This window comes from Sciscionella sediminilitoris (genome assembly GCF_000737195.2).
GTDB lineage: Bacteria > Actinomycetota > Actinomycetes > Mycobacteriales > Pseudonocardiaceae > Sciscionella > Sciscionella sediminilitoris.
Genome location: NZ_JALM01000100.1, coordinates 39,577 through 63,495 on the forward strand (window position 1 = coordinate 39,577; position 23,919 = coordinate 63,495).

The following is a 23,919-nucleotide window of genomic DNA, read 5'->3' on the forward strand; positions in this document are numbered from 1 at the left end:
TTACTTCTTCTTGCGCTTCTCGCGGACCCGGACGGAAATCCGTACCGGGGTCCCCGTGAAGCCGAATTTCTCGCGCAGTTTGCGTTCGACGAACCGGCGGTAGGAGGCCTCCAGGAAGCCGGTGGTGAACAGCACGAATGTGGGTGGCCGGGTCTGCGCCTGGGTAGCGAAGAGCACCTTGGGCTGTTTACCACCGCGCACCGGCGGCGGGGTGGCCGCGATGAGTTCACCGAGCCAGGAGTTCAGCGCCCCGGTCGGCACCCTGGTGTCCCAGGATTCGAGCGCGGTGCGCAGCGCGGGGGCGAGCTTGGCCACGGAACGGCCGGTGAGCGCGGAGATGTTCACCCGCTGTGCCCACGGGATGCGCCGGAGCCCGCGGTCGAGTTCGCGTTCGAGTTCCCGGCGGCGGTCGTCGTGCATGAGGTCCCATTTGTTGAGCGCGAACACGAGTGCGCGCCCGGACTCGACGACCATGCTGAGCACGCGCAGGTCCTGTTCGCTCACCGGTTCGCTCGCGTCCAGCAGCACGATGGTGACCTCGGCGGACTCGATGGCCGCCTTGGTGCGCAGCGAGGCGTAGTACTCCGCGCCCGCGGCGAAGTTGACCCGTTTGCGCAGGCCCGCGGTGTCCACGAAGCGCCAGGTCTGCCCGTCGAGCTCGATGAGCGAGTCGACGGGATCGACGGTGGTGCCCGCGACCTCGTGCACGACCGAGCGCTGTTCCCCGGAGAGTTTGTTGAGCAGGCTGGATTTTCCGACGTTCGGCTTGCCGAGCAGGGCGACCCTGCGCGGTCCCGCCCCGCGGCCGAGGCTTTCCCTTGGGGTCTCGGGCAGCGCGGCGAGCGCGGCATCGAGCAGATCGCCGGATCCCCTGCCGTGCAGCGCGGAGACCGGATAGGGCTGGCCGAGCCCGAGCGACCACAGGTCCGCGGTGTCGGCGACCCTGCGGTCGTCGTCGACCTTGTTCGCGACCACGAGTACCGGTGTCTTGGCCCGCCGCAGGATCCGCGCGGCGGCCTCGTCGGTCGCGGTCGCCCCGGTGATCGCGTCCACCACGAACAGGATCGCGTCGGCGTGCTCCATGGCATAGGCGGACTGGGCGGTGACCGCGGCATAGAGCTCATCGGCGGCCGGATCCCAGCCGCCGGTGTCCATCAGGGTGAACCCCTTGCCCGCCCACTGCGCGGTGTAGCTGACCCGGTCGCGGGTGACTCCCGGTACGTCCTGGACGACGGCCTCGCGCCTGCCGAGGATCCGGTTCACCAGCGTGGACTTGCCGACGTTCGGCCGCCCGACGACCGCCAGAACCGGTTGCGGCGCGGCGGTTCCGCTGTCCTCGGCCGGTTCGGCGCCGGTGAACTCCTCCCATTCGGACTCGTCCGACCAGGTGCCGTCGAGCACCTCGTCACCCATCAGTTCGGACTCACTCATGCCTGCTCCCCGTCGGTTCGTATCCGGTCAAGCCTACGCACCAGTTCGGCGAGTTCGCCGCGGACGTGTTCGGTGCCCTCGGCAAGGCCCGCCGAGCCCTTGCCGATCTGCGGGGTGAACGGTTCCCCGACGAGCAGATCCACCCGGGGCCGGAATCCGGTGCGGGCCTGTTTGCTGGTGCCCCGGGTCGCTACCGGGACGACCGTGGCACCGGAGGCGCGCACCAGCCAGGCCGCGCCCCGTTCGGCCGCCTCGACATCCCCGTCCCCGCGGGTGCCCTCCGGGAACACCCCGATCATCCCGCCTTCGCGCAGCACGCGCACGGCGGCGAGCAGCGGGGCGCGGTCCGGGCTGCTCCGGTCGATCGCGAGCTGGCCGATCCTGCGGAAGAACGCCCCGACCGGGCCGACGAACAGTTCCCGTTTGACCAGGAACACGCACCGCCGTGGCACCAGGCCGAGCAGCAGCTGCGGTTCGATGAACGAGCTGTGGTTGGCGATGAGCACCACCGGCCCGGTGCGCGGGAAGCGGTCCATGCCGTGCACCCGGATCCGGAAGAACGGCCGGTACAGGTACCGCCCCACGAACCTGGCCGCGTCGTGCAGCGCGGGACCGGTCCCCTCGGGCAGCCCGGTCGCGGTGGTCACGACCCGCGCTCCGTACCGCTGCCGACGAGGCCGCGCTCGTCCACGAGGGACATGAGGATCGCGACGACCCCGCGCGCGTCGAGTTCGGTGGTGTCCACCTCCACGGCGTCCTCGGCCCTGCGCAGCGGGGAGACCGCCCTGCTGGAGTCGATGCGGTCCCGGTCGGTCACCGAAGCGAGCGCGGCCTCGGCGCTCGAGGCCCGCCCGCTCGAGTTGTCCTGGCGGTACCTGCGGTTCGCGCGCGCCTGCTCGGAGGCGGTGAGGTACACCTTGATCTCGGCGTCCGGGGCCACCGTGGTGCCGATATCGCGGCCCTCGACAACGATGCCGCCGCGCTCCTCGACCGTCGCGGCGATGATCCTGCGCTGTTCGGCGACCAGCAGTTCGCGCACTTCGGCGATGGCCGAGACGGGCGAGACCGAACCGGTGACCTCGGGCCCGCGGATCTCGGCGGCCACATCCTCACCGTCGAGCAGCACGCTGGGGTTCGCCGGATCGGTGCCGATCGCGAGCCGGCACTCGGCGACGGCGAGGGTGACCGCGGTCTCGTCGGCGAGGTCGATCCCGGCGCGCAGCACCGCGAGCGTGACCGCGCGGTACATCGCGCCGGTATCCAGGTATCCGGCCTCCAGTGCGGTGGCGAGCCTGCGGGCCACGGTCGATTTACCGGTGCCCGAAGGTCCGTCGAGCGCGATCACTCCGCGCAACGTGCCAGCCCGCACTATCCGCCTCCTCCGTATCGCCGAGTCATCAGCCATTCTGCCCGACCCGATATCGTCGCCGATCATGCGCATCATCCCGTTCGGCGAACAGCATCGTGAAGCGGCACTGCGGCTGAACAACGCGGCGGTCCCCAAGGTCAACGAACTCGACGAGACCGGACTGCGGTCCGTGCTCGGGCACAGCGCGCTCGCGCTCGCCGCCGAGATCTCCGGTGAGTTCGCCGGGCTCGTCGTCGTCATCGGCCCGGGGACCGGGTACGAGAGCGAGAACTACCGGTGGTTCGAGGCGAACTACCGCGACCACTGGTACCTGGACCGGATCGTGGTCGACGAGAACCACCGCGGTGCCGGGATCGGCGCGGCACTGCACCAGGCGGTCCTCGAGGAGGCGAAGGCGGCCGGGGTCGCGGAGATCGCGCTCGAGGTCAACCTCGAACCGCCCAATCCCGGCTCGATGCGCTTCCACGAACGGCTCGGATTCGCCCAGGTCGGCACGTTGCAGACAGGCGAGGGCAAACGGGTGAGTCTCATGACCCGCGCGGTGGGTTAGCGTGGAGTGGTGAACGTCGATGTGACACCGCTTCCCGGCATCGGGACACGGCAGGATTTCGCCTCGAAGGCCGGACGTCGGGTCGGCGTGGTCAACCACCGCGACGGCCGGTTCGACCTGATCATCTCCAAGGTGGACGATCCGGACGCGTGCACCGCTTCGATCCCGCTCACTCCGGAGGAAGCGGGGGCGCTGGCCAATCTGCTCGGCTCGCCCCAGCTCGTCGCCGCGCTGGACGAGCAGCAGCGGGATGTCACCGGGATCAGCACCAAGCAGCTGCCGATCGGCCCGCACTCCCCGTTCGACGGGCGCACCCTCGGGGACACCGCGATGCGCACCAGAACCGGCGTCTCCATCGTGGCGGTGGTGCGCGCGGGAACGGCGCACCCCTCCCCCGGTCCCGAATTCCATCTCGCCGGTGGTGACCTGCTCGTCGTGGTCGGCACCAGCGAAGGTTTGCGGAAGGCCGCCGAGATCCTCGAACGCGGCTGATGCACGACACCGCGATTTCCCTCGTCGAACTCGGCGCGATCTTCTTCGGACTCGGGGTACTGGGCCGGTTCGCCTGGCGTATCGGGATCTCCCCCATCCCGCTGTACCTGCTCGGCGGTCTGGCCTTCGGGCAGGGCGGGGTCATCCCGCTCGACGGGATCCACGAATTCACCGAGCTGGCCAGTGAGATCGGCGTCGTCCTGCTGCTGTTGCTGCTCGGGCTCGAGTACTCCGCGGCGGAACTGGTCACCGGGCTGAAACGGTCCTGGGTGTCCGGGCTCATCGACATCGTGCTCAACGCGGCCCCCGGGGTCGCGATCGCGTTCCTGCTGGGCTGGGGTCCGGTAGCCGCGCTCGCCATGGGCGGGGTCACCGTGGTCTCCTCCTCCGGGATCATCGCGAAGGTGCTCTCCGACCTGGGCAGGCTCGGTAACCGGGAGACGCCGACCATCCTCGCGGTGCTCGTGTTCGAGGACCTGACCATGGCGGTGTACCTGCCGATCCTGACCGCGGTACTCGCCGGAGCCACCCTGCTCGGCGGGCTGACCACGGTCGGGATCGCGCTGGTCAGCGTGACCGTGGTGCTCGTGGTCGCATTGCGCTACGGCAGGTTCGTCTCGGCCATCGTCGACTCCCCCGATCCCGAGGTGTTCCTGCTGCGGGTACTCGGGGTGGCCATGCTCGTCGCCGGGCTCGCCTCCGAGCTGCAGGTCTCCGCCGCGGTCGGCGCGTTCCTGCTCGGCATCGCCATCTCCGGTTCCACCGCGGAGAACGCCACCCGGATGCTCACCCCGCTGCGCGACCTGTTCGCCGCGCTGTTCTTCGTCGTGTTCGGGCTCAACACCAACCCGGCCGAGATCCCGCCCGTACTGCCCGCCGCGATCGGGCTCGCCGTGGTCAGCGCCATCACCAAGATCGTCACCGGGTGGTTCGCCGCCCGCCGCGCCGGGGTGCGCCCGCTGGGCAGGGCCCGCGCGGGTGCCGCCCTCGTCGCACGGGGCGAGTTCTCCATCGTGGTCGCCGGGCTCGCCTTGGCCAGCGGCGCGGTACCCGAACAGATGGCCTCGCTCGCCACGACCTACGTGCTGCTGATGGCGATCATCGGGCCGGTAGGGGCGCGCCTGGTCGAGCCGGTGGTGGGCTGGCTGCGCACGCTGCGCCACCGCACCCCGAAAACGGTGTGAACTAACCGCCGCGCTGCCAGGCAGTGTCGAGCAATTGCACTATCTCGGCGGCAATGGCGCCGCCGCGCAGCCGCAATCGGGACATCGCGAGCTCATAACAGCGATCATCGGCACGACCGGCGATCACCCAGACCACGACGACCGTGCCATCTCGTTCCACCCGGTAGACAATCCGGTAGTCCCGGTCGCCGACGACCAGCTTCCGGAAGCTGGTCAGATCGCCCCGGCTGCGGCTGCCGAGCGGCGCACCGCGGTGCTCCGGGCTGTCCTCGAGCTTCTTGAGCGCCTTCAACACGAGCTTGCGCTGCGCCCCGTCCATGCCTCGTAGGTCTTCCCGGGCATCATCGGTGAGCAGGACCGCAGCCATCAGTCGTCCAGATCGACGCCGAACTCGGCCGCGACGCTCTCCAGTGAATGCCGGACGCCGTCATCGGTCGTTGTCCGCGCGAGTGCGAGACCGAGCAGCCGAAGGTCCTCTTCGAGTTCGTCCAGCCGCTGCAACCGGTCGAGTGTCTCCGCGCCGACCATCGCCGCGGCCACCCGATTCTGCTTCATGACAACGAACTGCTTGCCCTCCCGCTCAACGGCGTTCACCAAGCTGGACAATTTATCCTTGGCCTCGCTGACGCTGACCATGTCATTGCTGTCCATCTTCATGGCCTGAATTTTAGCCTAAAAACAGGCCTGATGTTACTCGTCCACCGCGGCGAACAGGCCGCTGATCTCGTCCTTGGAGAGCTGGCGCAGGGTACGCGGGCGCTGGTTGCCGAGCTGCACCGAGCCGATCGCGGTGCGGACGAGACGCTGCACCGGGTGCCCGACCGTGTCGAACATCCGCCGCACGATGCGATTGCGTCCCTCGTGCAGGACGACCTCGATCTGGGCCCGTCCGGCGTGTTCGGCGACGAGCCGGTACTCGTCCACGGCGGCGGGGCCGTCGTCCAGCTCCACGCCCTCGCGCAGCCGCTTGCCGACCTCCTTGGGCACCGGTCCGGGCACCTCGGCGAGGTAGCGCTTGGCGATACCGAACGAGGGATGGGTCAGCCGGTGCGCGAGATCGCCGTCGTTGGTGAGCAGCAGCAGCCCCTCGGTGTCCGCGTCCAGGCGGCCGACGTGGAACAGCCGGTTCCCGTGTTCGGCGACCAGGTCACCGACGCAGGGGCGGCCCTGTTCGTCGGACATCGTGGTGTGCATGCCGCGCGGCTTGTTCAGCGCGAGGTATTCGAGGTCCTCGCGCACGGCGACCCGCCTGCCGTCCACGCGCACCACGGCAGTCTCCGGATCGACACGCTTGCCCATCTCGGTGACGAGCTCGCCGTTCACGGAGACCCGCCCGTCGGCGATCATCTCCTCGGCGGCGCGGCGGGAGGCGATACCGGCACGGGAGAGCACCTTCTGCAGGCGCATCCCCTCGGGTTCAGTCGAGGTCATCGATGGAGTCCACTTCGGGAAGCAAGGGGGCGATAGGAGGAAGATCCTCCAGGCTGGCCAGTCCGATGCGTTCGAGGAACAGCTCGGTGGTGCGGTACAGGGTGGCGTTCGTGTCGCCGTCCGTGCCGACCTCCTCGATCAGCCCTCGGGCGATCAGGGTGCGGATCACACCGTCCACGTTCACTCCGCGTACGGCAGCGACCCTGGCCCTGGTCACCGGCTGCCGGTAGGCGATCACGGCGAGGGTCTCGAGCGCGGCGCGGGTGAGCTTGGCGCGCTGTCCCTCGAGCAGCAGCCGCTCCACGTACGGGGCGTACACATCGCGGGTGTAGTAGCGCCAGCCGTCGCCGACCCGGCGCAGATCGATACCCGATTCGGCGGCGGTGTAGCGGTCCCGGAGGCGTTCCAGGGTCTCCAGCACCCGGTCGGCGGACTGTCCGAGGGTCTGGGCGAGCGTCTCCTCGTGGATGGGGGTGTCCACCACGAGCAGCAGCGCCTCGCAGGCCGCCTCGAGCTTCGCGTCCTCGTCGAGGTCACCGGGTTCCGGTTCCTCGATGCCCTCCTCGGGTTCGGAGGCAGCCGCGGCCTCGGGCTCGGCTGCGGGTCCGGCCCCAGCGGATGGCCCGGGCTCAACGGACTCGGTTTCCGCTTCGGCCACGGTCTCCGGTTCGGCCACGGTCTCCGGTGCGGTCTCGGGTTCCGCCACCGGCTCCGCGGTCTCCTCGACCTCCGGCTCGCTCACGGCCGCTGTGCCTTCTGGCTCCGTCACCCGTACTCCTCTTCCTCATCGCCGCTTCGCTGGGCTGCCGCCTCGGCCTCCTCGAGCGAGCTGGCCGTCCAGCGCACGTTCAGTTCCCCGAGTGGATCCTCCTGCTCGAGCCCGACGCTCGCCTCGCGGTACAGCTCGAGCAAGGCGAGGAAGCGGGCCACGACCTCGTAGGTGTGCGCGCAGTCCGCGATCAGCTGGCCGAAGGTGGCACTGCCTCGCTCGGCGAGCCTGCCGCGCAGGATGGCCGCGTGTTCGCGCACCGAGACCTTCGCCATGTGCAGGTGCTCGATCGAGACCTGGGGCGGCGGTTTCGGCCGGAACACCGAGGCCGCGACCTCGGCGAACCGTTCCGGGCTCACCCCGATCATCACCTCGGGCAGCAGCTCGGTGTAGCGCTGTTCGAGCGCCACGGAACGAGGATAACGACGCAGCGCGCCCGCCTCCAGTTCCGCGAACAGCGCCGCGACCTGCTTGTACGCCCGGTACTGCAGCAGCCGCGCGAACAGCAGGTCCCGCGCCTCGAGCAGCGCCAGGTCCTCCTCGTCCTCCACATCGCCGGCGGGCAGCAGCCGCGCGGCCTTGAGGTCGAGCAGGGTCGCCGCGATGACCAGGAACTCGGTGGTCTCGTCCAGGTTCCAGTTGTCCCCGAGCCCGCGGATGTGGGCGATGAAATCGTCGGTGACCTGGTGCAGGGCCACCTCGGTCACGTCCAGCTGATGCTGTGAGATCAGCTGCAGCAACAGGTCGAACGGGCCCGTGAAGTTGTCCAGGCTCACCTGGAACTTCGGTACCTGTTCGGCCTCGGCGGACGGCTCGTCGCCCCGCGCGAACGCGGTCTCGCTCACGGTCGCTCCTCGCTGGCGCTCGGCTCGGCCGTTCGCGAACGCTGCTGTGCCCTCGGTTCGCTCGCAAGCTCGCTCACGGTCGCTCGGTTTCTCCACCGAGCCTGCGCACCAGCACGGACTCGGCCCCACGGTCGTCGAAGTCCTCGAGCATCACGGCGACCGCCTCGCGCACGATGCGGCCCCGGTCGACGGCGAGCCGGTGGGTGGCGCGCAAGGCCAGCCGCGCCTGTTCGAGGGCGAGCAGCTCCTCGTCGGAGATGTACACGGTGATTTTCGCGGAGTGCCGTTCGCGTCCGGTGGTCTTCTTTCCGCTCGGCTCGGGAGCGGGTGCGGTGGCGCGTTCGGCGTTCTGCCGCGAGGCGTGGGTGGAGCGAAACAGCTCGGCGGCCCCTGGCAGGGCGGCACGTCGTCCGGTCATCGGGAGATCACCTCCCTCGCCAGTGCGCGGTAGGCCTTCGCGCCCGCCGAGCGCGGCGACCAGGTGGTGATGGGTTCACCGGCGACCGTGGTCTCCGGGAACCGGACGGTTCGGTTGATCACGGTGTCGAACACGGTGTCCCCGAACGCCTCGACGACGCGCGCCATCACCTCGCGTGAGTGCACGGTGCGCGGGTCGAACATCGTCGCGAGGATGCCCGTGATCTGCAGTTTCGGGTTCAGCCTTTCCTGCACTTTCTCGATCGTGTCGATGAGTAGGGCGACCCCGCGCAAGCTGAAGAACTCGCACTCGAGCGGGATCACCACCCCGTCGGCCGCGGTGAGCGCGTTCACCGTGAGCAGGCCGAGCGAGGGCTGACAGTCCACGAGAATGTAGTCGTAGTGGTTGAGTACCGGACCAAGCACCCGCAGCAAGGTGTGTTCCCGGCCGACCTCGGCGACCAGTTGCACCTCCGCAGCGGACAGGTCGATGTTGCTCGGCAGCAGGTCCATGTCCTCGACACTGGTCCGCATGACCACGTCGCTCACCTGGGTGCCCTTGTCCATGATCACGTTGTACACGGTGTGATCCAGCTGATGCGGAGCGACACCTAGTCCGACCGAGAGGGCGCCCTGTGGGTCGAAGTCCACCAGCAGTACCCGGCGGCCGAATTCGGTGAGCGCGGCACCGAGGTTGATCGTCGAGGTGGTCTTGCCCACCCCGCCTTTCTGATTGCACATCGCGAGCACGCGCGCGGGACCATGGCCGTCGAGCAACGGCGGCTCCGGTATCACGCGCCTCGGGCGCCCCGTCGGCCCGAGTGCCGATTCCTCCCGGGGGTCCTCGTCCGGCTCGTCCTGCGCTGTCGACATGGTGACCTGGCTCCTTGTCGTCCTTGTTCCCCGCAGCCTATCTGCCACGGGCCCTCGGGTGCGCCGTGGCATACACCTCGCGGAGCACGTTCACCGTGAGCAAGGTGTACACCTGAGTGGTGGTCACCGAGGCGTGTCCGAGCAGTTCCTGCACCACCCGCACATCCGCGCCGCCCTCGAGCAGATGCGTGGCGAAGGAATGCCGGAGTGTGTGCGGGGAAACGGGAACCCGGATCCCGGCGCGCTCGGCCGCGGTACGCAACACCTGCCAGGCCGACTGCCGGGAAAGGCGCCCGCCCCGCTGGTTGAGGAACACCGCGCCGGTGCCCCTTCCCTTCGCGGCGAAACCGGGGCGTGCCCGCACGAGATAGGCGTCCAGCGCTTCCAGCGCGGGCACCCCGATCGGCACGATCCGGTCCTTGCCTCCCTTGCCGCGCAACAGGATCGTTCGTTCCGAACCGTGCACGTCGTCGATATCGCAGCCGACGGCCTCGGAGATGCGCGCCCCGGTGGAGTACAGCACCTCGAGCAGCGCCCGGTCGCGCAGCACCACCGGTTCGTCCCCGGGCAGATCCAGCAGCCGCAGCACATCGTCGACCGGGAGCGCCTTGGGCAGTTTGCGCGGCGGGGTCGGCGGGCGCACCTCACGGGCGGCGTCCCGCTCGCAGAGCCCGTCCAGAAAGGCGAACCGGTGCAGCCCGCGCACCGCGACGACCGCACGGGCGGCCGAGGAGGCGGCCAGTGGCGGCTGTTCCGGGGTGCCCTCCCGCAACCGGACCAGAAATCCGCTCACCTGGTCCTCGGTCACCTCGTCGAGAGCGGAGATCCCCTGCTCCCCCAGAAAGGTGGTGTACCGGTCGAGATCGCGGCGGTACGAGCGAAGCGTGTTCGTCGAGGATCCCCGTTCCACCCCGAGGTGATCGAGGTAGGAACGCACGACAGCACCGACCGCCACCATGACAACCGAGATTAACGCAATCCCCGCGGTATCTCGTGGTGCTACCGTCCCGGGCATGGCGGACTCCGCGCACGACGCACAGCGGATCGGGACCCGGGAGCGGGAGGAATCCATCTCGGTGCTCGGGGAGCACTTCGAGGCCGGCCGGATCACGGCCGAGGAGTACGGGCAGCGCACCGCGACGGCGGGCGCCGCCGTGGTCCGGGGCGACCTCACCGCGCTGTTCGAGGACCTGCCCGAACCACGCCCCTCGTTCCTGCGCCCGCCGCTGCCGCAGGCGCCGCCGCCCGGTGCCGTCCCGCTCGCCGGGCCCTATGCGCCGCCACCGATGCCGCAGTACCAGCTCTCCCCGAAGTCGAGGGTCGCCGCCGGGGTACTGAACATCGTGCTGCCGTGCGGAATCGGCCGGTTCTACGCGGGCAACACCGGGATCGCGGTCGCCCAGCTGCTCGTCACGATCTTCACCTTCGGCGTGGGCGCCCTGTGGCCGTTCATCGACGGGATTCTGTTGATCGTGAACGGCGGCGTGGACGGGGAGGGCCGCCCGCTGCGCGATTAGGCGCGCGGCAGCTCAGATCCTCCGTCCCGCGGCGAACCTGGTGGGACGGTCGGGGAATTCGGCCTCGGCCTCCCGCGCGGGCAGCGTGCCGTCGAGCACGGCGCGCGCGGCGAACAGTCCGCTCACCGCCGAGCCGTTGATGATCTGCCCGGCCATCGCCATGCGCAGCGCCTCGTCCAGCGGTACCCGGTGGATCCGGAGATCGGCCTCTTCCTCGCTCGGCTCCGGACGGTCCACTTCGGACAGTCCGGTGGCCAGGAACACCCGGGCCACCTCGTCGGTCATTCCGGGGCTCGCCGCGACATCCACGAGCGTGCGCCAGTCCCGCGCGGCGAGCCCGACCTCCTCGACCAGTTCCCGCCGCGCGGTCTGCACCGGCGACTCGCCGGGGACATCGAGCAGTCCGGCGGGCAGTTCCCACAACCGTTTGCCGACCGCGTGCCGGTACTGGTGGATCAACACCACCGCGCCGTCCTCGTCGAGGGCGACGACCACCGCCGCGCCGTAGTGCTCGACGACCTCACGGCGCGCGGTGCGCCCGCCGGGCATCAGGACCTCATCGGCACGCAGGGCGAAGATGTTGCCCCGGTAGACGGGCTCCGAGGAGACCGTCTCGAAGACGTGGTTCATGCCGAGGGTACCGATTCCGCCGGCTGCTCCACATCGCCGAGGTCCACCGGAAGCCGCTCGGCCGCCCGGTAGTCGAGCGCCGCCTTGACGAACGCGGTGAACAGCGGGTGCGGGCGGGTCGGTCGGCTCTTCAGTTCCGGATGTGCTTGTGTGCCAACGAAGAACGGATGCTCTTCGACCGGAAGCTCGACGAATTCCACGAGATTGTTGTCCGGGGAAGTCCCGGAGAACACCAGTCCGGCCTTGGCGAGCCGGTCCCGGTAGGCGTTGTTCACCTCGTAACGATGCCGGTGCCGCTCGGAGACCTCTCCGCTCCCGTAGGCACGCGCGGCCACCGAGCCCTCGGCCAGTTTCGCGGGGTAGGCGCCGAGCCGCATCGTGCCGCCCATATCGCGCTCCCCGGCGACCACGTCCTGCTGATCGGCCATCGTGGAGATCACCGGATGCGGGGTGTCCTCACCGAACTCCGCCGAGTTCGCCTTGTCCAGCCCGGCAAGCGAACGAGCGACCTCGATCACCATGCACTGCAAGCCGAGGCAGAGCCCGAGCAGCGGGATCTTGCGGGTACGGGCATAGCGGACGGCGCCGAGCTTTCCTTCGATACCGCGGATACCGAAGCCCCCGGGGACGATCACGCCGTCGAGATCGGCCAGCGCCTTCGCCGCGGAGGAATCCGTCGCGCACTCATCGGAGGGCACCCAGACGATCTGTACCTTCGCCCGGTTCCCGAACCCGCCCGCGCGCAGGGCCTCGGTGACCGAAAGGTAGGCATCGGGCAGGTCCACGTACTTCCCGACGAGTCCGATCCGGACGGTTTCCTCGGGGTGGTGCACCCGGTCGAGCAGTCCGCCCCACACGGTCCACTCCACATCGCGGAACGGCAGATCGAGCCTGCGCACCACGTAGGCGTCGAGCCCCTCGGCGTGGATGACCTTCGGGATGTCGTAGATCGACGGCGCGTCCGGGCAGGCGATCACCGCTTCGGTGTCCACATCGCACATCAGCGCCATCTTGTTCTTCAGCGATTCGGGCAGTTCCCGGTCCGCGCGGCAGACGAGTGCGTCGGGCTGGATACCGATGTTGCGCAGCGCGGCGACCGAATGCTGCGTCGGTTTGGTCTTCAGCTCCCCGGACGGCGCGAGGAACGGCACGAGCGAGACGTGCAGGAAGAAGCAGTCGTCCCGGCCGACGTCGTGGCGGACCTGGCGGATCGCCTCGAGGAACGGCTGCGATTCGATGTCCCCGACCGTTCCGCCGACCTCGGTGATCACCACATCCGGAACGATCCCGTCCTCGTCCGCCGAGGACATCGCGAAGATCCGGCGCTTGATCTCGTCGGTGATGTGCGGGATCACCTGGACCGTGTCGCCGAGGTACTCGCCGCGGCGCTCCTTGGCGATCACATCCGAGTACACCTGGCCGGTCGTGACATTGGCCGTGCCGTTCAGGTTCCGGTCGAGGAAACGCTCGTAGTGCCCGATGTCGAGATCGGTCTCCGCGCCGTCCTCGGTGACGAACACCTCGCCGTGCTGGAACGGGTTCATGGTGCCCGGATCCACGTTGAGGTAGGGATCCAGCTTCTGCATGGTCACCCGGAGCCCGCGTGCGGTGAGCAACTGACCGAGGCTGGACGCCGTCAGTCCCTTACCCAGCGATGAGGCGACGCCTCCGGTGACGAAGATGTGCTTGGTCTGGCGAGTCGATGCCACCTTGTGGGCTCCCCGTGACGTGAGTGCTGGCTCGGTACTCGGTCCGCGTGCTGCCACCGAGGCGAACGCCTAGCCACTCGCGGCGCCGGTGGATCACCGAATCCGCCGTTCGTGCGGCCCAGCCGTTCACGGGACTCCAGCCTAACACCACTGGCGCGGAGAACCGACACGAGCCGCTCCCGGGTGCGTCGGCCACGCGTGCGGGGCACCGCTCGATCGGGAACCACCGATAAAGGGTGCACCACTCGCTGTTCGGCTCGGCCTCGTGTGTTTGCGCCCCAGCCCGGTACCTCAGCCGGATACCCCGGCCCTGTGTCTCGGCCCTGTGTCTCGGGCCTGCGCCTCAGCCCTGCGCGTTGCCCGGCAGCGGGGCCTTCGCGTTGCCCGCGGTTCCGTACTGGCCGGACTGCCCGTTGAGCTGTTCGGCGAGCGCGAAGATCGTCGCGATCTGGCCCTGCGCGAGGTCCGTGTCATCCACTGTGGACAGTTGGGAGTTGATCGCGCTGTCCGCGCGGGCCACTCCGACGGCCCCGTTGCCCTGTGCGGAACCGTCGCCACCGCCCAGCACGGCGCCGGCGCCGGACTTGTCGAGCTGCGCGGCGAATCGTGCGACGGTCGAGGCCTGGTCGCCCGCCGCGTCGCCCTTCTCCGCGCCCCCGGTGAGCACGATCGCCAGCTGCGCTGGCTTGACGTCACCGCTGGCGCGGACGAAACCCCCGTCGCTGAGTGCCGAGATCGCCGCCGAGGTCTCCTGCGGGTTGGCCTGCGGCTGGTTGTTCTTACCGAGCAACAACAGCGAACCGAGCAGGCCCCCGGACAAGGTGCCCGGATCGGAGGCCGTCGGCAGCTGCGCTCCGGAGGGGATCACGCGGGTCACGAGGTCCCGCAGCTGGTCGGACTTGCTCGGATCGGAGAAGTCCTTGGTGAGCTGCAGCTGGGCGGTCACCGATCCACCGGCGTTCTTCACCAGGCCACCGATGGCGTCCTTGGCCCGCTGACTCGCGTCCGGGGTGCTCACGATGGCGACGGTGCGCCGGTCCAGCACGCCCTTGACCGCGGTCGGGCCGACCCCGGCCGCGAACTTGTCCGCGCGGTCCAGCTTCGCCCGCAGCACGTTGTTCTGCGCCTGCTCGTCGGACAGGCGCGCCGACAGGTCGTCCTTCTGGTTGGACAGCCCGGACAGGAGCGTGTTCGACAAGGTCGTCGAGCCGAGCACCACCCCGAGTGCGAGCGCGAGGAACACCGCCGCGATGGAGATGACGTGGTAGCGGAGGGAAATCACGTGAAGAGCCCCTTGACCCAGGCGACGAGGGAGTCCCAGGCGTCGCCGACGTAGTTCAGGTAGACCTTGCCGACATCCGAGAGCAGCAAGGCGGCGAGCAGTACTGCGAGGGCGGCGACGATCAGCAGCACGATCGCGCCGGTGGAGACCCTACTGCGGTGCAGCGTGGCCACGGCCTTCGCGTCCACGACCTTGCTGCCGAGCTTGAGCTTGGTCAGGAAGGTCGACGGGTTGGAGCCCGAGCGGCCCCGGTCGAGGAACTCCCGCAGGGTCGCCTGGAATCCCGCGGTGACCACGAGGCTCGCGTTCCCGGCCTCGGCCAGCAGCAGCGCGAGGTCCTCCGGGTTCCCCGAGGCGGGGAAGGTGACCGCGCCGATGCCGAGATCCTGGATCCGTTCGAGCCCGGGCGCGTAGCCGTCGGCCTGTGCGGGCACGACGACCTCGGCCCCGCTCTTGAGGGTTTCGGTGCCGATCCCCTGCGGGTCGCCCACGATCACGCTCGGCCGGTACCCGGCGTGGAACAGCGTGTCCGCCCCGGTGTCAACGCCGACGAGGATCGGCTGGTGCTCCTTGATATAGCGCTTGAGTGCTTTCAGGTCCTCGGGCGCGTCCCGGCCGTCACCGACCACGAGCACCTCACGATCCCGCATACCGGTGTGCAGCTCGGGTACCCCGACTCCGTCGAGGATGAGCGTGCGCTCCTTGCGGAGGAATTCGATCGTGTTCGCGGAAAAGGCCTCGAGCTGGGCTGACATTCCGGCCTTCGCCTCGATCATCTGGTCCGCGACCGACTCCGAGGTCTGCTCCACCCCGCTCGCGAGCTCGCGTTCCCCCTGGTAGACGACGCCCTCGTGCAGGCGCAGCTTCATGCCGTCCTTGACCGCGTGCAGCACCTCGCCGCCCACATTGTCGATGAGCGGTATTCCCGCGGCGACCAGAACCTCCGGACCGAGGTTCGGGAACCGGCCCGAGGTCGATGGAGAGGCGTTGACCACACCTGCCACCTCGGCGTTGACCAGTGCGTCCGCGGTACGCCGATCCAGGTCGAGCTGATCGAGAACCACGATGTCGCCCGCGCTGACGCGCCGCAGCAGGTCACCGGTACGCCGGTCGACCCGCGCCACGCCCGTGATACCGGGCAGTGTCTGGTTCGGACGCGTGAGCATGGACGAGATCTTCATGTGGCTGATGGTGACAAATGTGCTCGTGATAATGACGTTGCCACGCCGAACGCATGTCGATGAATACTTCACGTCACGAGCCGCATCATCGGCTCAATTAGTTCCCCTCGGCGCTGAATTCTCCCCAGTTCAGGCGTTCCTCCCCGGCCGCCCTGTGACCGCACCGCGCAATATTCGGTTGTCGATCGGCGTGGATCACATCGGCATCTTCTCCTTCGCATTTTTCGGCTGAGACTTCTGGCGAGGCTTACCTTTGCCGTTCGAGTTCTTTCCGTCCGAAGCGGACTTACCACCGGACTGCGCTCCGACACAGGTGGTCGCCGGGCGCTTGCGTGCTCGCTGCGCCCGGTTGCCGCCGGTTTCCTCCGTGCCGCTCTTGGCCGCGCGCGCCAGCTCGAGCAGTTCCTCCGCGTGCGCGCGACCGGTATCGGTGGAGTCCATCCCGGCGAGCATCCGGGACAGTTCGACAACCCGCTGCTCATCGGCGAGCTGACGAATACCGCTGCGCGTCACTCCACCGTTCGAGTTCTTGTCCACGACCAGGTGTTTGTCGGCGAACGCCGCCACCTGCGGGAGATGGGTGACCACGATGACCTGATGGGTGGCCGCGAGTTTGGCGAGCCGCCTGCCGACCTCGACCGCAGCCTTTCCACCCACACCGGCGTCCACCTCGTCGAAGACCAGTGTGGGAACCGGGTTCGCGTGCGCGAGCACCACCTCGAGGGCGAGCATCACCCGGGAGAGCTCACCACCGGAGGCCCCCTTGCCGATCGGCAGCGGATCCGAGCCGGGATGCGGGCGCAACCGGATGTCCACATCGTCGATGCCGTCCGGACCGGCGCTGACGGTCCGCTTGCCGACCCGCAGCGCGTGCTCGGCGCCACTGGCCACCTCGTGCGCGGTCACCGCGACATGCAGTTCGGCATCCGGCATCGCCAGCGCGGCCAGTTCGGTGGTCGCCTCCTTCGCGAGACCGTTCGCCGCGGTCGCCCGCGCCGTGCTCAGTTCCGTCGCGGCCTCGGCGAGTTCGGCGGCCAGGGCATCCCGCCGTGCGACCAGTTCGGCGATCGCCTCATCGGAGGTGTCGGCACCGGCCAGCCGCTCCCGGGCGCCCTCGGCCCACTCCAGCACGCCGTCGATGTCCGCGGCGTACTTCTTGGTGAGTGCCTTGAGTTCGGCCTGCCGGGCCAGGATCTGCTGCAGTCGTTCCGGGTCCGCCTCGAGCCCGTCCTGGTAGCCGCCGAGCTCCCCGGTCACATCGGCGAGCAGGGCCGCCGCCTCGTCCAGGCGCGGGGCCAGCTGGCGCAGCGCCTCGTCCTCGGACGAGGTCAGCACCTTGCGCGCGAGGTCCACGAGGCCGAGCGCGCCCGGCGCGTCGGGGTCTCCGTCCTGGGCCCCGGTGAGCGCCTCGTGTGCCCGCATGGAGGCTTCCCTGAGCTGCTCGACGTCCGCGAGCCTGCGCGCCATCGCGACCAGTTCGGCGTCCTCACCCGGCTGCGGATCGACCGCGCCGATCTCATCCAGGCCGTGCCGCAGCAGGTCCGCCTCCCGCGCCAGCTCGCGTGCGCGCTCGGTTCGTTCGGTGAGCTCGGCACACACGGCGAGCCATTCCGCGCGCAACGTCCGGTATCGCTCGAGCGGCGCGGCCACCGGGGATCCCGCGAACCGGTCGAGCATGGTCCGCTGCTGCGTCGACCGCAGCAGCCGGAGCTGATCGTTCTGGCCGTGCACGGCGATGAGTGAATCGGTGAGTTCGGAGAGCACCCCGACCGGCGCCGATCGCCCGCCGAGATGGGCACGGGAGCGTCCGTCCGCGGCCACCGTGCGCAGCGCGATGAGCGAGCCGTCGTCATCGGCGTCCGCCCCCGCGTCGGTTGCCACGTCGAGGGCCGCGGAGCCTGGAGGAACTCCGAACCGGCCCTCGACGACGGCCTTGGGCGCACCCGTTCGCACCTTCGCCGCGTCGGCGCGCCCACCGGAGAGCAGGTGCAGCCCGCTGACCACCATGGTCTTGCCCGCACCGGTTTCCCCGGTGACCACGGTGAATCCCGGGTGCGGCTCGATCGCGGCCTCGTCGATCACGCCGAGACCGGAAATCAGCATCTCCGTCAACACGGGCTCGAACATACCTTCGATCACGGGGGTGTTGGCAAGCCCCTTCACCCTGGCGAGTCGAAAATATGTTCGATAAACTCCTCAGGAGAACGGGCGATAGTCAGGAGGGCAGGTGGTGCCGCTGGGTGGTGGTTTCAGACCGGTGAAATAGGCGGCCATCGCGTTCGAGGCACAGGCACTGTGCACGTTGAGCGAGGTGTGTCCGGCACCGTCGACGACGAGGACACGTGCGCGGTCGAGTTCCCCGGCCGTGGATTCGGCGTTCGGCAAGGGGGTCGCGGGATCGTAGCGGTTGTTGATGATCAGCACCGGCGCGGCGAGGTGCGCGTTCCACGGGCCCTGGTAGCGGTCTTCGTCTTTTCCCGGCCAGCCGACGCACTGGGCCATGTCGTACACGGCCGAGGCGCCGAAGGCCGGATCGTGCGTTCCCGCGCGACGAGCCAGTTCCGGATAACGTGACTTCCGCTGGGGGATGTCGCTGTCGACGCACTGCACGGCGAGGAATCCGGCCGAGTGGCTCGGTACGTACGGATCACGCACCGATGCCGTGCGCTGTTCGCCGGTTTCTCCCGGACGGACGGATCGGTAGGTGCGCTCCAATGTCTTGGCGAGGTAGGTCCACATCGGGGCGCCCGTCTCGAGATCGCTGAAGACCCGTTCGAACAGTCCCGCGCTCCGCCCGTCCCGGCCGAGGGCCGTGACCAGTTCGGTCCATTTGCGCTTCGGGTCACCGCCCGCGGCGAACGGGCAGGCCCCGGCCGCCTTGGCGCAGGCCGTGAGGAACTGGTCGAGTTGGGCCCGCTGGGCGTCGGCCACACCGGCGCGCACATCGACCGGTTGGTCACGGGTGCCCGGCCTGCCGGTGGAGTTCGCGACGAGGTCGAGTGTCCCGTCGAAGGTCATCGCACGCACATGGGAGGGAAACATGTTCGCGTAGACCGCACCGAGGTAGGTGCCGTACGAGTAGCCGAGGTAACTGATCCGCTCGGCCCGGGCCGCTTGACGGATCAGGTCCATATCGCGCGCGGTGTTCGCGCTGGAGGCGTGATCGAGCAGCGGATCCTGGGCGCAGGCGCGTCCGGTCGATGTCGCCGTCGCCCAGAACCGTGCGGAACCTGGCGGCCCCTGGGGAGCCTGCGCGCCCGGTGCACAGTGCGGGGTGTTGGGCCCGGTCCCCCGCGGATCGAAGGCGAGCAGGTCGAAGTGCCTGCGCAGCTGCTCCGGATACTTCGGTCCCTGCTTGCGCAGCATGCCGACGCCGGGAGTGCCCGGTCCGCCGTAGTTGACGAACAGCGGTCCGGTGACGTGTGCGCGGTCCTCGGCGGGCCGCATGATGAGCGGCAGGGTGATCCGCTTGCCGTGTGGTGCGCGGTAATCCAACGGCACCGCTGCCTCGGTACACCGGAATCCGCCACCGCACGGGCGCCAGTCGAGCGCGGGCGGCGTCGCGCCATTGGTACCCGCCGGTACCCCGGCGCCGGGTGGTTTCGCCGGTGCCCGTTCCGATCCCCGGTCCTGCCCCGCGGAGCACGCGGTCAGCGCGAGGACACCGGCGAGGGCACAGCAGAGCAGGGCGGGAAGGCGTCTCGCGGGGCGCTTCCGCTTCCTTTTCCTCATTCGGCGCCCGCCCCGCGCCAGCCCTGCACGGGGAGCCCGAACTTCCGGACGAGCCGATCGGTGAAGGGGCCTTCGCGGAGCCGGACGAGCCGCACCGGTGCGGATCCCTCCACGATGTCGACGCGCGCACCGGCGGGCAGTTCGACGCTGCGCCGGCCGTCGCAGCACAGCACCGCATCGTGCCCGCCCGGATCGACCTCGATCGAGACCACCGAGGACGGCGAGACGACCAGCGGCCGCGCGAACATGGCGTGGGCGTTGCTCGGCACCACGAGCATGGCGGCCACATCGGGCCAGATCACCGGCCCGCCCGCGGAGAAGGCATAGGCCGTGGATCCGGTCGGCGTCGCGCACAGCACCCCGTCGCAGCCGAAGGCCGAGACCGGGCGCGAGTCGACCTCGATCCGCACATCGAGAATGCGTTCCCGGCTGCTCTTCTCCACCGATGCCTCGTTGAGCGCCCAGCCGCGCGCGAACACCTCACCGCGCAGCGAGGCACGCACATCCACGGTGGCGCGTTCGTCGACCTGGTAGCGGCGCTCGAGCACGAGCCGGACCGCCTCCTCGAGGGCGTCCGAATCGGCCTCGGCGAGGAATCCGACCCGGCCGAGGTTCACCCCGAGCACGGGAACCCCCGCCGGGCGAGCCAGTTCCGCAGCTCGCAGCATGGTGCCATCCCCGCCGAGCGCGAACACGAGATCGACGTTCTCCGCGGCCGCCGCACCGTCCTCGATGATCGGGTGCCGCCAGTTCGGCCCGAGATCCGCGGCCTGATCGGGCAACGTACGCAGGCGAACGCCACCGCGGTCGAACCAGTCGGCGACCCTGGCCGCGGTGCGGCGGTTCGACGCGCGACCGGTATGGGCGACGAACAGCACCTCGCGTTCAGTCACCGCTCCTCCTCGTCATCCCAGCCGAGCGGAATCTATCGTGCCGGTCCGGCAGCGACGGCATCGTCCACCATGCGCGCCACGGCCTCGGGATCGGGGGCCGGTCCACGTCGAAACCATACGAAGTATTCGACATTGCCGGACGGGCCGGGCAGTGGGCTGGCCACGACGCCGCGCGGGGCGAGACCGAGTGTGACGGCCTCCCCGATCACCGTGCGCACCGCTTCGGCGTGCAGCGCCGGGTCCCGGACCACCCCGCCGGCCCCCACGCGCTGCTTGCCGACCTCGAACTGCGGTTTGACCATCGGAACCAGATCGGCCTCCGCCGCGAGACAGGACGCGAGGGCGGGAAGCACGAGACCGAGCGAGATGAACGAAAGGTCGGCCACGATCAGGTCGACCTCGCCCCCGATCTGTTCGGTGGTCAGCGCCCGCACATTGGTCCGTTCGAGCACCTCGACCCGCTCGTCCGTGCGCAGCCGCCAGATCAGGAGTCCGCGCCCCACGTCCGCGGCCACCACCGTGCGCGCGCCCCTGCGCAGCAACACATCGGTGAACCCGCCGGTCGATGCCCCCGCGTCGAGGCAGCGGCGACCGTCCACGGTGAGCCCGAGCGGTTCGAACGCTTCCAGGGCACCGAGCAGTTTGTGGGCGCCCCGGGAGGCCCAGTCCTCGTCCGAACTGTCCTCGGCCACGACGAGCGAGATGTCCGGGCTCACCCCGGTGGCCGGCTTGTGCGCGAGCACGCCGCGGACCGAGACCCGGCCGGCCTCGATCAGTTCGGCCGCGTGCGCCCGTGACCTGGCGAGCCCGCGGCGAACGAGTTCCGCGTCGAGCCGTGCCGGTTTCGCCCCAGCGCGTTTCGCCACGTGTCCTCAGACCTCGTCGATCGAGCCGAGCGCGTCGGTCAGGGCCGTGTGCACGGCTTCGAACCTGACAACGTGGTCGGCGACGGGGACTTCCCCGAGCCCCTCGGTGTCGGCGACGGCTGCGTTGAGCACCTCGACCGGACCCTCGGATTCCTGCTGGTTCTCGTCCACCGTTCCACGCTAGCCGATCGCGTCGCGCTCGCCGAGCCCGAGTGCGCGCAGTGCCGCGTCCGCCGGGCCGCCGTGCGCCTCGAGCGCCTTCGGTGCGCTCGGCATTCGCCACGCGATGGCGCACAGGGTCCGCAGCAGCCCGATCGGGTCACCGTCCCCTGACACGGTGAGGCCGTCGCCGGACTCGCGCACCGTCCAGTCCGGGTCCTCGGCGACGGCGAGACGGTCCGGTTCACCGAACACCCCGGCGAGGTCGGCCGCGATGTAGGTCGGCCGCCGGGCCGCCGGGGCACCGAGCAGTTCGGTGGCGCCGCTGACCCCGCTGAGCACGAGCATGGAATCGGCGCCGACGGTCACCGCGCCCGCGATATCGGTGTCCAGCCGGTCCCCGACGACCAGTGGCGTGCGGGCACCAGCTGCCTCGATCGCCGCACGCATCAGCGGGGCCTCGGGCTTGCCCGCCACGACCGGTTCCGCACCGGTCGCCGCGCGCAGCGCCGCGACGAGCGAGCCGTTACCGGGAAGCAGGCCGCGTTCGGTCGGCAGGGTCGGGTCGGTGTTCGCGGCGACCCAGCGCGCGCCGGCGTTGATGGCAATACAGGCCTCGGCGAGGTCGGACCAGCCGATGTCCTTGCTCAGTCCCTGTACGACGGCGGCGACGGGCCCGGTGTTGTCCCGGACCGGGCGCAGGCCGAGCGCGGCGATCTCCTCGGCGAGCGCCGGGCTACCCACGACGAGGACCGCGGAACCCGGTCCGACCTGGTCCGCGACCACCGCAGCGGCCGCCTGCGCGCTGGTGTCGACCTCCCCGGCGGTCGCCGCGATGCCTAGCTCGCGCAGGCCCGTGGCCACCGTTTCCGGGGCCCGGGAAGCGTTGTTCGTCACGAACCGCACCGAAACGCCGTGTTCGGCTGCCGCGCGCACGGCCTCCTGCGCGCCGTCCACCGCTTCGGTTCCGCGGTAGACCGTGCCGTCCAGGTCGAGCAACAGTGCGTCGTACCGGTCGAGGATCACGAGCCCTGTCCGCGATCCGGGGAACGCAGCGCCTCGGAGACCTCGAACGCGCGCTCCGGGGCGTCCGTGAGGTCCTCGGTGTCCGCTTCGGCGGCGTGCAGGAACCAGGTCACCGCCTCGGACTGGCGCCCCGCCGCAAGCAGATTGTCGGCGTAGGCGTAGAACAGCCGCGCGCTCCACGGCTCCCGTCGTTTCGGGTCGAGATCGTGACCCTGCAGGTCGACCACGGCCGCTTCGAGCTGACCGAGATCACGGCGCGCCCCGGCGGCGACGATGCGCAGTTCCACCGCCTCGGCCTTGTCGAGCTGACTGCCGCGTGCCTCGCGGGCCATGTCGAGGGCCCGCTGCGGGCGGCCCAGCGCCCGTTCACAGTCGGCCATGACCGCCAGGTGCGTGTTCCCGTGCGTCATCCTGCGGTAGGCACGCAGCTCCGCGATCGCCTCCGCCCATTCACCCGCGTGATAGGCGGCGAGCCCGGCCGCTTCCCGGACCACGGCGAGACGGCTCGCCCTGGAGCGGGCGTAACGCGCGTGCGCCAGAGCCTGTTCCGGGTTCTCGTCGACGAGCCCGCCCGCTGCGACGAGGTGCTTGCCGATCTTGTCCGCGAGCTCCTTCGGCAGGCCGAGCAGATCCTTGCGCGCCGCACTGTCCAGCGACTGCGCCTTGATGCCCTCCGGTAACGGGGGTTCCGGTACCTGCTTGCGTTCTACCTCGGGCTTCTGGTTGGCCACGTGCGGCTTGTCGAAGCGGCGTCCCTGCGGTGCCCGGTCCCGCGCCGGACGGCTGCCGTGCTGTTTGTTGCCGCCTGCGCGGTCCCGGTGTGGTTTACCCCCGAACCGGTCGTTTCCCTGACCGGTTCCTTCGCGCCTCGCCGGGCCGCGGTCGTTGAACGGCCTGTCCCGCTGCGGTTTACCGCCGCTCGGCTTGTCCCGGAACGGCTTGTCCCGATAGGGCTTGTCGCCGGAAGCGCGGTACGGCTTGTCGCGGAACGGTTTGTCCCCGGAGCCGCGGTACGGCCGGTCGCCCGAGGAACGGTAGGGCTTGTCGCCCGAGGAACGGAACGGCTTCGCCCCCGAAGGGCCACCATCCCGGCCGCGCTTGTCGTCGAACCGGCGTTCGCCGCCCCCGCGGGGACCGCCACGTGTGTCGTCACGCCGGTTCCCATAGCCACCGCGCCGATCGCCACCCTGTTGGCGGGACCTGTCCCCGCCAGTCCCCTGACCACGCGATCCCTGGCCGCGCGGACCTTGACCACGCTGGCCCTGGCCTCCCTGGCCCTGACCGCGTGGGCCACCGGAGCGCGCGCCCTTGAATCCCTGCCCTTGACGCCTCGGGCGGTCGCCACCATCGCCGCGCCGGTCCTTGCCGCGCGAGCCTGCGTTGTCTTCGGACATGGGTTCGTTCCTCCTCGTCGGTGCACCAAGCACCGGTAAATCTGCAAAGTCCAGTGTGCCCGCCGCCGTGACCGCACGGCGAACCGGGGAACGCATCGGTGTCCGGACATGCTTCAGGGCCTGTGGCGGAAATCGCCACAGGCCCTGAAGAAGTTGAGTTCGGCGGTGT

The 23,919-nt window shown here is 69.8% G+C and carries 27 protein-coding genes; 5 read left to right on the forward strand and 22 right to left on the reverse strand.

Annotated elements, in window-relative coordinates; all coding sequences use genetic code 11:
* Genes der through cmk form a run of 3 tightly spaced genes read right to left on the reverse strand, consistent with a single transcriptional unit; the run spans nt 1 to nt 2,800 of the window.
* Nucleotides 1-1,431 carry a ribosome biogenesis GTPase Der gene (der, locus tag AD72_RS30220; protein WP_031470038.1) on the reverse strand — a complete coding sequence of 477 codons (1,431 nt, stop codon included), beginning with the start codon at nt 1,429-1,431 and terminating at the stop codon, nt 1-3.
* Nucleotides 1,428-2,078 (reverse strand): lysophospholipid acyltransferase family protein, encoded by a 651-nt coding sequence (locus AD72_RS30225; RefSeq protein ID WP_031470039.1) that lies wholly within the window; start codon nt 2,076-2,078, stop codon nt 1,428-1,430. The genes der and AD72_RS30225 overlap by 4 nt, the downstream gene beginning before the upstream one ends.
* The gene (cmk, locus tag AD72_RS30230) at nt 2,075-2,800 is read right to left on the reverse strand and encodes a (d)CMP kinase (protein ID WP_231645042.1); all 726 of its coding nucleotides are present in this window, start codon (nt 2,798-2,800) and stop codon (nt 2,075-2,077) included. The genes AD72_RS30225 and cmk overlap by 4 nt, the downstream gene beginning before the upstream one ends.
* Nucleotides 2,801-2,864: 64 nt before the next feature.
* Here cmk and AD72_RS30235 point away from each other — a divergent pair, with 64 nt between their 5' ends.
* From AD72_RS30235 to AD72_RS30245, 3 genes are read left to right on the forward strand one after another with little or no spacing between them, the layout of a single operon-like run.
* Nucleotides 2,865-3,350, forward strand: coding sequence for a GNAT family N-acetyltransferase (locus tag AD72_RS30235; RefSeq protein WP_051899168.1), 486 nt, complete (start codon nt 2,865-2,867; stop codon nt 3,348-3,350).
* Between the two features lie 9 nt (nt 3,351-3,359).
* Nucleotides 3,360-3,842 carry a cation:proton antiporter regulatory subunit gene (locus AD72_RS30240; RefSeq protein WP_031470042.1) on the forward strand — a complete coding sequence of 161 codons (483 nt, stop codon included), beginning with the start codon at nt 3,360-3,362 and terminating at the stop codon, nt 3,840-3,842.
* The gene (locus AD72_RS30245) at nt 3,842-5,026 is read left to right on the forward strand and encodes a cation:proton antiporter (RefSeq protein WP_031470043.1); all 1,185 of its coding nucleotides are present in this window, start codon (nt 3,842-3,844) and stop codon (nt 5,024-5,026) included. Before AD72_RS30240 ends, AD72_RS30245 begins: the two co-directional genes overlap by 1 nt.
* 1 nt (nt 5,027) lies before the next feature.
* Here AD72_RS30245 and AD72_RS30250 read toward each other — a convergent pair whose 3' ends face one another.
* The 8 genes from AD72_RS30250 to AD72_RS30285 all read right to left on the reverse strand — a co-directional run bounded on the left by AD72_RS30250 (nt 5,028) and on the right by AD72_RS30285 (nt 10,319).
* Complete coding sequence (locus tag AD72_RS30250; RefSeq protein ID WP_037347848.1) at nt 5,028-5,393, reverse strand: type II toxin-antitoxin system RelE family toxin; 366 nt, start codon at nt 5,391-5,393, stop codon at nt 5,028-5,030.
* Nucleotides 5,393-5,683 carry a type II toxin-antitoxin system Phd/YefM family antitoxin gene (locus AD72_RS30255; RefSeq protein ID WP_082469234.1) on the reverse strand — a complete coding sequence of 97 codons (291 nt, stop codon included), beginning with the start codon at nt 5,681-5,683 and terminating at the stop codon, nt 5,393-5,395. Before AD72_RS30255 ends, AD72_RS30250 begins: the two co-directional genes overlap by 1 nt.
* A 33-nt stretch (nt 5,684-5,716) precedes the next feature.
* A complete protein-coding gene (locus tag AD72_RS30260; RefSeq protein ID WP_031470046.1) occupies nt 5,717-6,457 on the reverse strand; it encodes a pseudouridine synthase in 741 nt (246 codons plus the stop codon).
* Complete coding sequence (scpB, locus tag AD72_RS30265) at nt 6,444-7,226, reverse strand: SMC-Scp complex subunit ScpB (protein WP_231645044.1); 783 nt, start codon at nt 7,224-7,226, stop codon at nt 6,444-6,446. Before scpB ends, AD72_RS30260 begins: the two co-directional genes overlap by 14 nt.
* Nucleotides 7,223-8,071, reverse strand: a complete 849-nt coding sequence (locus AD72_RS30270; RefSeq protein ID WP_031470048.1) for a segregation and condensation protein A — start codon at nt 8,069-8,071, stop codon at nt 7,223-7,225. The genes scpB and AD72_RS30270 overlap by 4 nt, the downstream gene beginning before the upstream one ends.
* Nucleotides 8,072-8,144: 73 nt before the next feature.
* Nucleotides 8,145-8,489, reverse strand: coding sequence for a hypothetical protein (locus AD72_RS30275; RefSeq protein ID WP_031470049.1), 345 nt, complete (start codon nt 8,487-8,489; stop codon nt 8,145-8,147).
* The gene (locus AD72_RS30280) at nt 8,486-9,361 is read right to left on the reverse strand and encodes a ParA family protein (RefSeq protein WP_197285121.1); all 876 of its coding nucleotides are present in this window, start codon (nt 9,359-9,361) and stop codon (nt 8,486-8,488) included. Before AD72_RS30280 ends, AD72_RS30275 begins: the two co-directional genes overlap by 4 nt.
* Before the next feature lie 37 nt (nt 9,362-9,398).
* Nucleotides 9,399-10,319 (reverse strand): site-specific tyrosine recombinase XerD, encoded by a 921-nt coding sequence (locus AD72_RS30285; protein ID WP_031470051.1) that lies wholly within the window; start codon nt 10,317-10,319, stop codon nt 9,399-9,401.
* Nucleotides 10,320-10,374: 55 nt separating this feature from the next.
* Between AD72_RS30285 and AD72_RS30290 the strand changes: the two genes are divergently transcribed.
* Nucleotides 10,375-10,878, forward strand: coding sequence for a DUF1707 domain-containing protein (locus tag AD72_RS30290; protein ID WP_031470052.1), 504 nt, complete (start codon nt 10,375-10,377; stop codon nt 10,876-10,878).
* Nucleotides 10,879-10,890: 12 nt separating this feature from the next.
* Here the strand turns inward: AD72_RS30290 and AD72_RS30295 are convergent, their stop codons facing one another.
* From AD72_RS30295 to steA, 4 genes are all read right to left on the reverse strand, one after another.
* Nucleotides 10,891-11,508 (reverse strand): NUDIX domain-containing protein, encoded by a 618-nt coding sequence (locus AD72_RS30295; RefSeq protein WP_031470053.1) that lies wholly within the window; start codon nt 11,506-11,508, stop codon nt 10,891-10,893.
* A complete protein-coding gene (pyrG, locus tag AD72_RS30300; protein ID WP_031470054.1) occupies nt 11,505-13,217 on the reverse strand; it encodes a CTP synthase in 1,713 nt (570 codons plus the stop codon). The genes AD72_RS30295 and pyrG overlap by 4 nt, the downstream gene beginning before the upstream one ends.
* A 343-nt stretch (nt 13,218-13,560) precedes the next feature.
* Nucleotides 13,561-14,499, reverse strand: a complete 939-nt coding sequence (locus AD72_RS30305) for a copper transporter (RefSeq protein ID WP_031470055.1) — start codon at nt 14,497-14,499, stop codon at nt 13,561-13,563.
* Nucleotides 14,496-15,680, reverse strand: a complete 1,185-nt coding sequence (steA, locus tag AD72_RS30310; protein WP_031470056.1) for a putative cytokinetic ring protein SteA — start codon at nt 15,678-15,680, stop codon at nt 14,496-14,498. The genes AD72_RS30305 and steA overlap by 4 nt, the downstream gene beginning before the upstream one ends.
* Between steA and AD72_RS36835 the strand changes: the two genes are divergently transcribed.
* Complete coding sequence (locus AD72_RS36835; protein WP_156365430.1) at nt 15,664-15,912, forward strand: hypothetical protein; 249 nt, start codon at nt 15,664-15,666, stop codon at nt 15,910-15,912. The two genes, steA and AD72_RS36835, sit on opposite strands and share 17 nt — an antisense overlap.
* Here the strand turns inward: AD72_RS36835 and recN are convergent.
* The 7 genes from recN to AD72_RS37775 form a co-directional block, all read right to left on the reverse strand.
* Nucleotides 15,876-17,795, reverse strand: a complete 1,920-nt coding sequence (recN, locus tag AD72_RS30315) for a DNA repair protein RecN (RefSeq protein WP_231645047.1) — start codon at nt 17,793-17,795, stop codon at nt 15,876-15,878. The two genes, AD72_RS36835 and recN, sit on opposite strands and share 37 nt — an antisense overlap.
* 81 nt (nt 17,796-17,876) lie before the next feature.
* The gene (locus AD72_RS30320; protein ID WP_051899171.1) at nt 17,877-19,412 is read right to left on the reverse strand and encodes an alpha/beta hydrolase; all 1,536 of its coding nucleotides are present in this window, start codon (nt 19,410-19,412) and stop codon (nt 17,877-17,879) included.
* Nucleotides 19,409-20,305, reverse strand: coding sequence for an NAD kinase (locus AD72_RS30325; RefSeq protein ID WP_031470059.1), 897 nt, complete (start codon nt 20,303-20,305; stop codon nt 19,409-19,411). Before AD72_RS30325 ends, AD72_RS30320 begins: the two co-directional genes overlap by 4 nt.
* A gap of 32 nt (nt 20,306-20,337) precedes the next feature.
* Complete coding sequence (locus tag AD72_RS30330; protein WP_031470060.1) at nt 20,338-21,171, reverse strand: TlyA family RNA methyltransferase; 834 nt, start codon at nt 21,169-21,171, stop codon at nt 20,338-20,340.
* Between the two features lie 6 nt (nt 21,172-21,177).
* The gene (locus AD72_RS37305) at nt 21,178-21,342 is read right to left on the reverse strand and encodes a hypothetical protein (protein WP_197285122.1); all 165 of its coding nucleotides are present in this window, start codon (nt 21,340-21,342) and stop codon (nt 21,178-21,180) included.
* Between the two features lie 9 nt (nt 21,343-21,351).
* Nucleotides 21,352-22,356 (reverse strand): HAD-IIA family hydrolase, encoded by a 1,005-nt coding sequence (locus AD72_RS30335; protein ID WP_031470061.1) that lies wholly within the window; start codon nt 22,354-22,356, stop codon nt 21,352-21,354.
* A complete protein-coding gene (locus AD72_RS37775) occupies nt 22,353-23,750 on the reverse strand; it encodes a tetratricopeptide repeat protein (RefSeq protein WP_231645049.1) in 1,398 nt (465 codons plus the stop codon). The genes AD72_RS30335 and AD72_RS37775 overlap by 4 nt, the downstream gene beginning before the upstream one ends.
* Nucleotides 23,751-23,919: the final 169 nt, after the last annotated feature.

What these genes read in the sequence shown, in the direction of transcription:
- AD72_RS30245 (WP_031470043.1), top strand. Translation starts at nt 3,842, where the DNA reads ATGCACGACACCGCGATTTCCCTCGTCGAACTCGGCGCGATCTTCTTC.
- AD72_RS30250 (WP_037347848.1), bottom strand. Translation starts at nt 5,393, where the DNA reads ATGGCTGCGGTCCTGCTCACCGATGATGCCCGGGAAGACCTACGAGGC.
- der (WP_031470038.1), bottom strand. Translation starts at nt 1,431, where the DNA reads ATGAGTGAGTCCGAACTGATGGGTGACGAGGTGCTCGACGGCACCTGG.
- AD72_RS30235 (WP_051899168.1), top strand. Translation starts at nt 2,865, where the DNA reads ATGCGCATCATCCCGTTCGGCGAACAGCATCGTGAAGCGGCACTGCGG.
- AD72_RS30295 (WP_031470053.1), bottom strand. Translation starts at nt 11,508, where the DNA reads ATGAACCACGTCTTCGAGACGGTCTCCTCGGAGCCCGTCTACCGGGGC.
- AD72_RS30255 (WP_082469234.1), bottom strand. Translation starts at nt 5,683, where the DNA reads ATGAAGATGGACAGCAATGACATGGTCAGCGTCAGCGAGGCCAAGGAT.
- AD72_RS37775 (WP_231645049.1), bottom strand. Translation starts at nt 23,750, where the DNA reads ATGTCCGAAGACAACGCAGGCTCGCGCGGCAAGGACCGGCGCGGCGAT.
- AD72_RS30285 (WP_031470051.1), bottom strand. Translation starts at nt 10,319, where the DNA reads ATGGTGGCGGTCGGTGCTGTCGTGCGTTCCTACCTCGATCACCTCGGG.
- AD72_RS30260 (WP_031470046.1), bottom strand. Translation starts at nt 6,457, where the DNA reads ATGACCTCGACTGAACCCGAGGGGATGCGCCTGCAGAAGGTGCTCTCC.
- steA (WP_031470056.1), bottom strand. Translation starts at nt 15,680, where the DNA reads ATGAAGATCTCGTCCATGCTCACGCGTCCGAACCAGACACTGCCCGGT.
- AD72_RS30280 (WP_197285121.1), bottom strand. Translation starts at nt 9,361, where the DNA reads ATGTCGACAGCGCAGGACGAGCCGGACGAGGACCCCCGGGAGGAATCG.
- AD72_RS30275 (WP_031470049.1), bottom strand. Translation starts at nt 8,489, where the DNA reads ATGACCGGACGACGTGCCGCCCTGCCAGGGGCCGCCGAGCTGTTTCGC.
- AD72_RS30320 (WP_051899171.1), bottom strand. Translation starts at nt 19,412, where the DNA reads ATGAGGAAAAGGAAGCGGAAGCGCCCCGCGAGACGCCTTCCCGCCCTG.
- AD72_RS30290 (WP_031470052.1), top strand. Translation starts at nt 10,375, where the DNA reads ATGGCGGACTCCGCGCACGACGCACAGCGGATCGGGACCCGGGAGCGG.
- AD72_RS36835 (WP_156365430.1), top strand. Translation starts at nt 15,664, where the DNA reads ATGGACGAGATCTTCATGTGGCTGATGGTGACAAATGTGCTCGTGATA.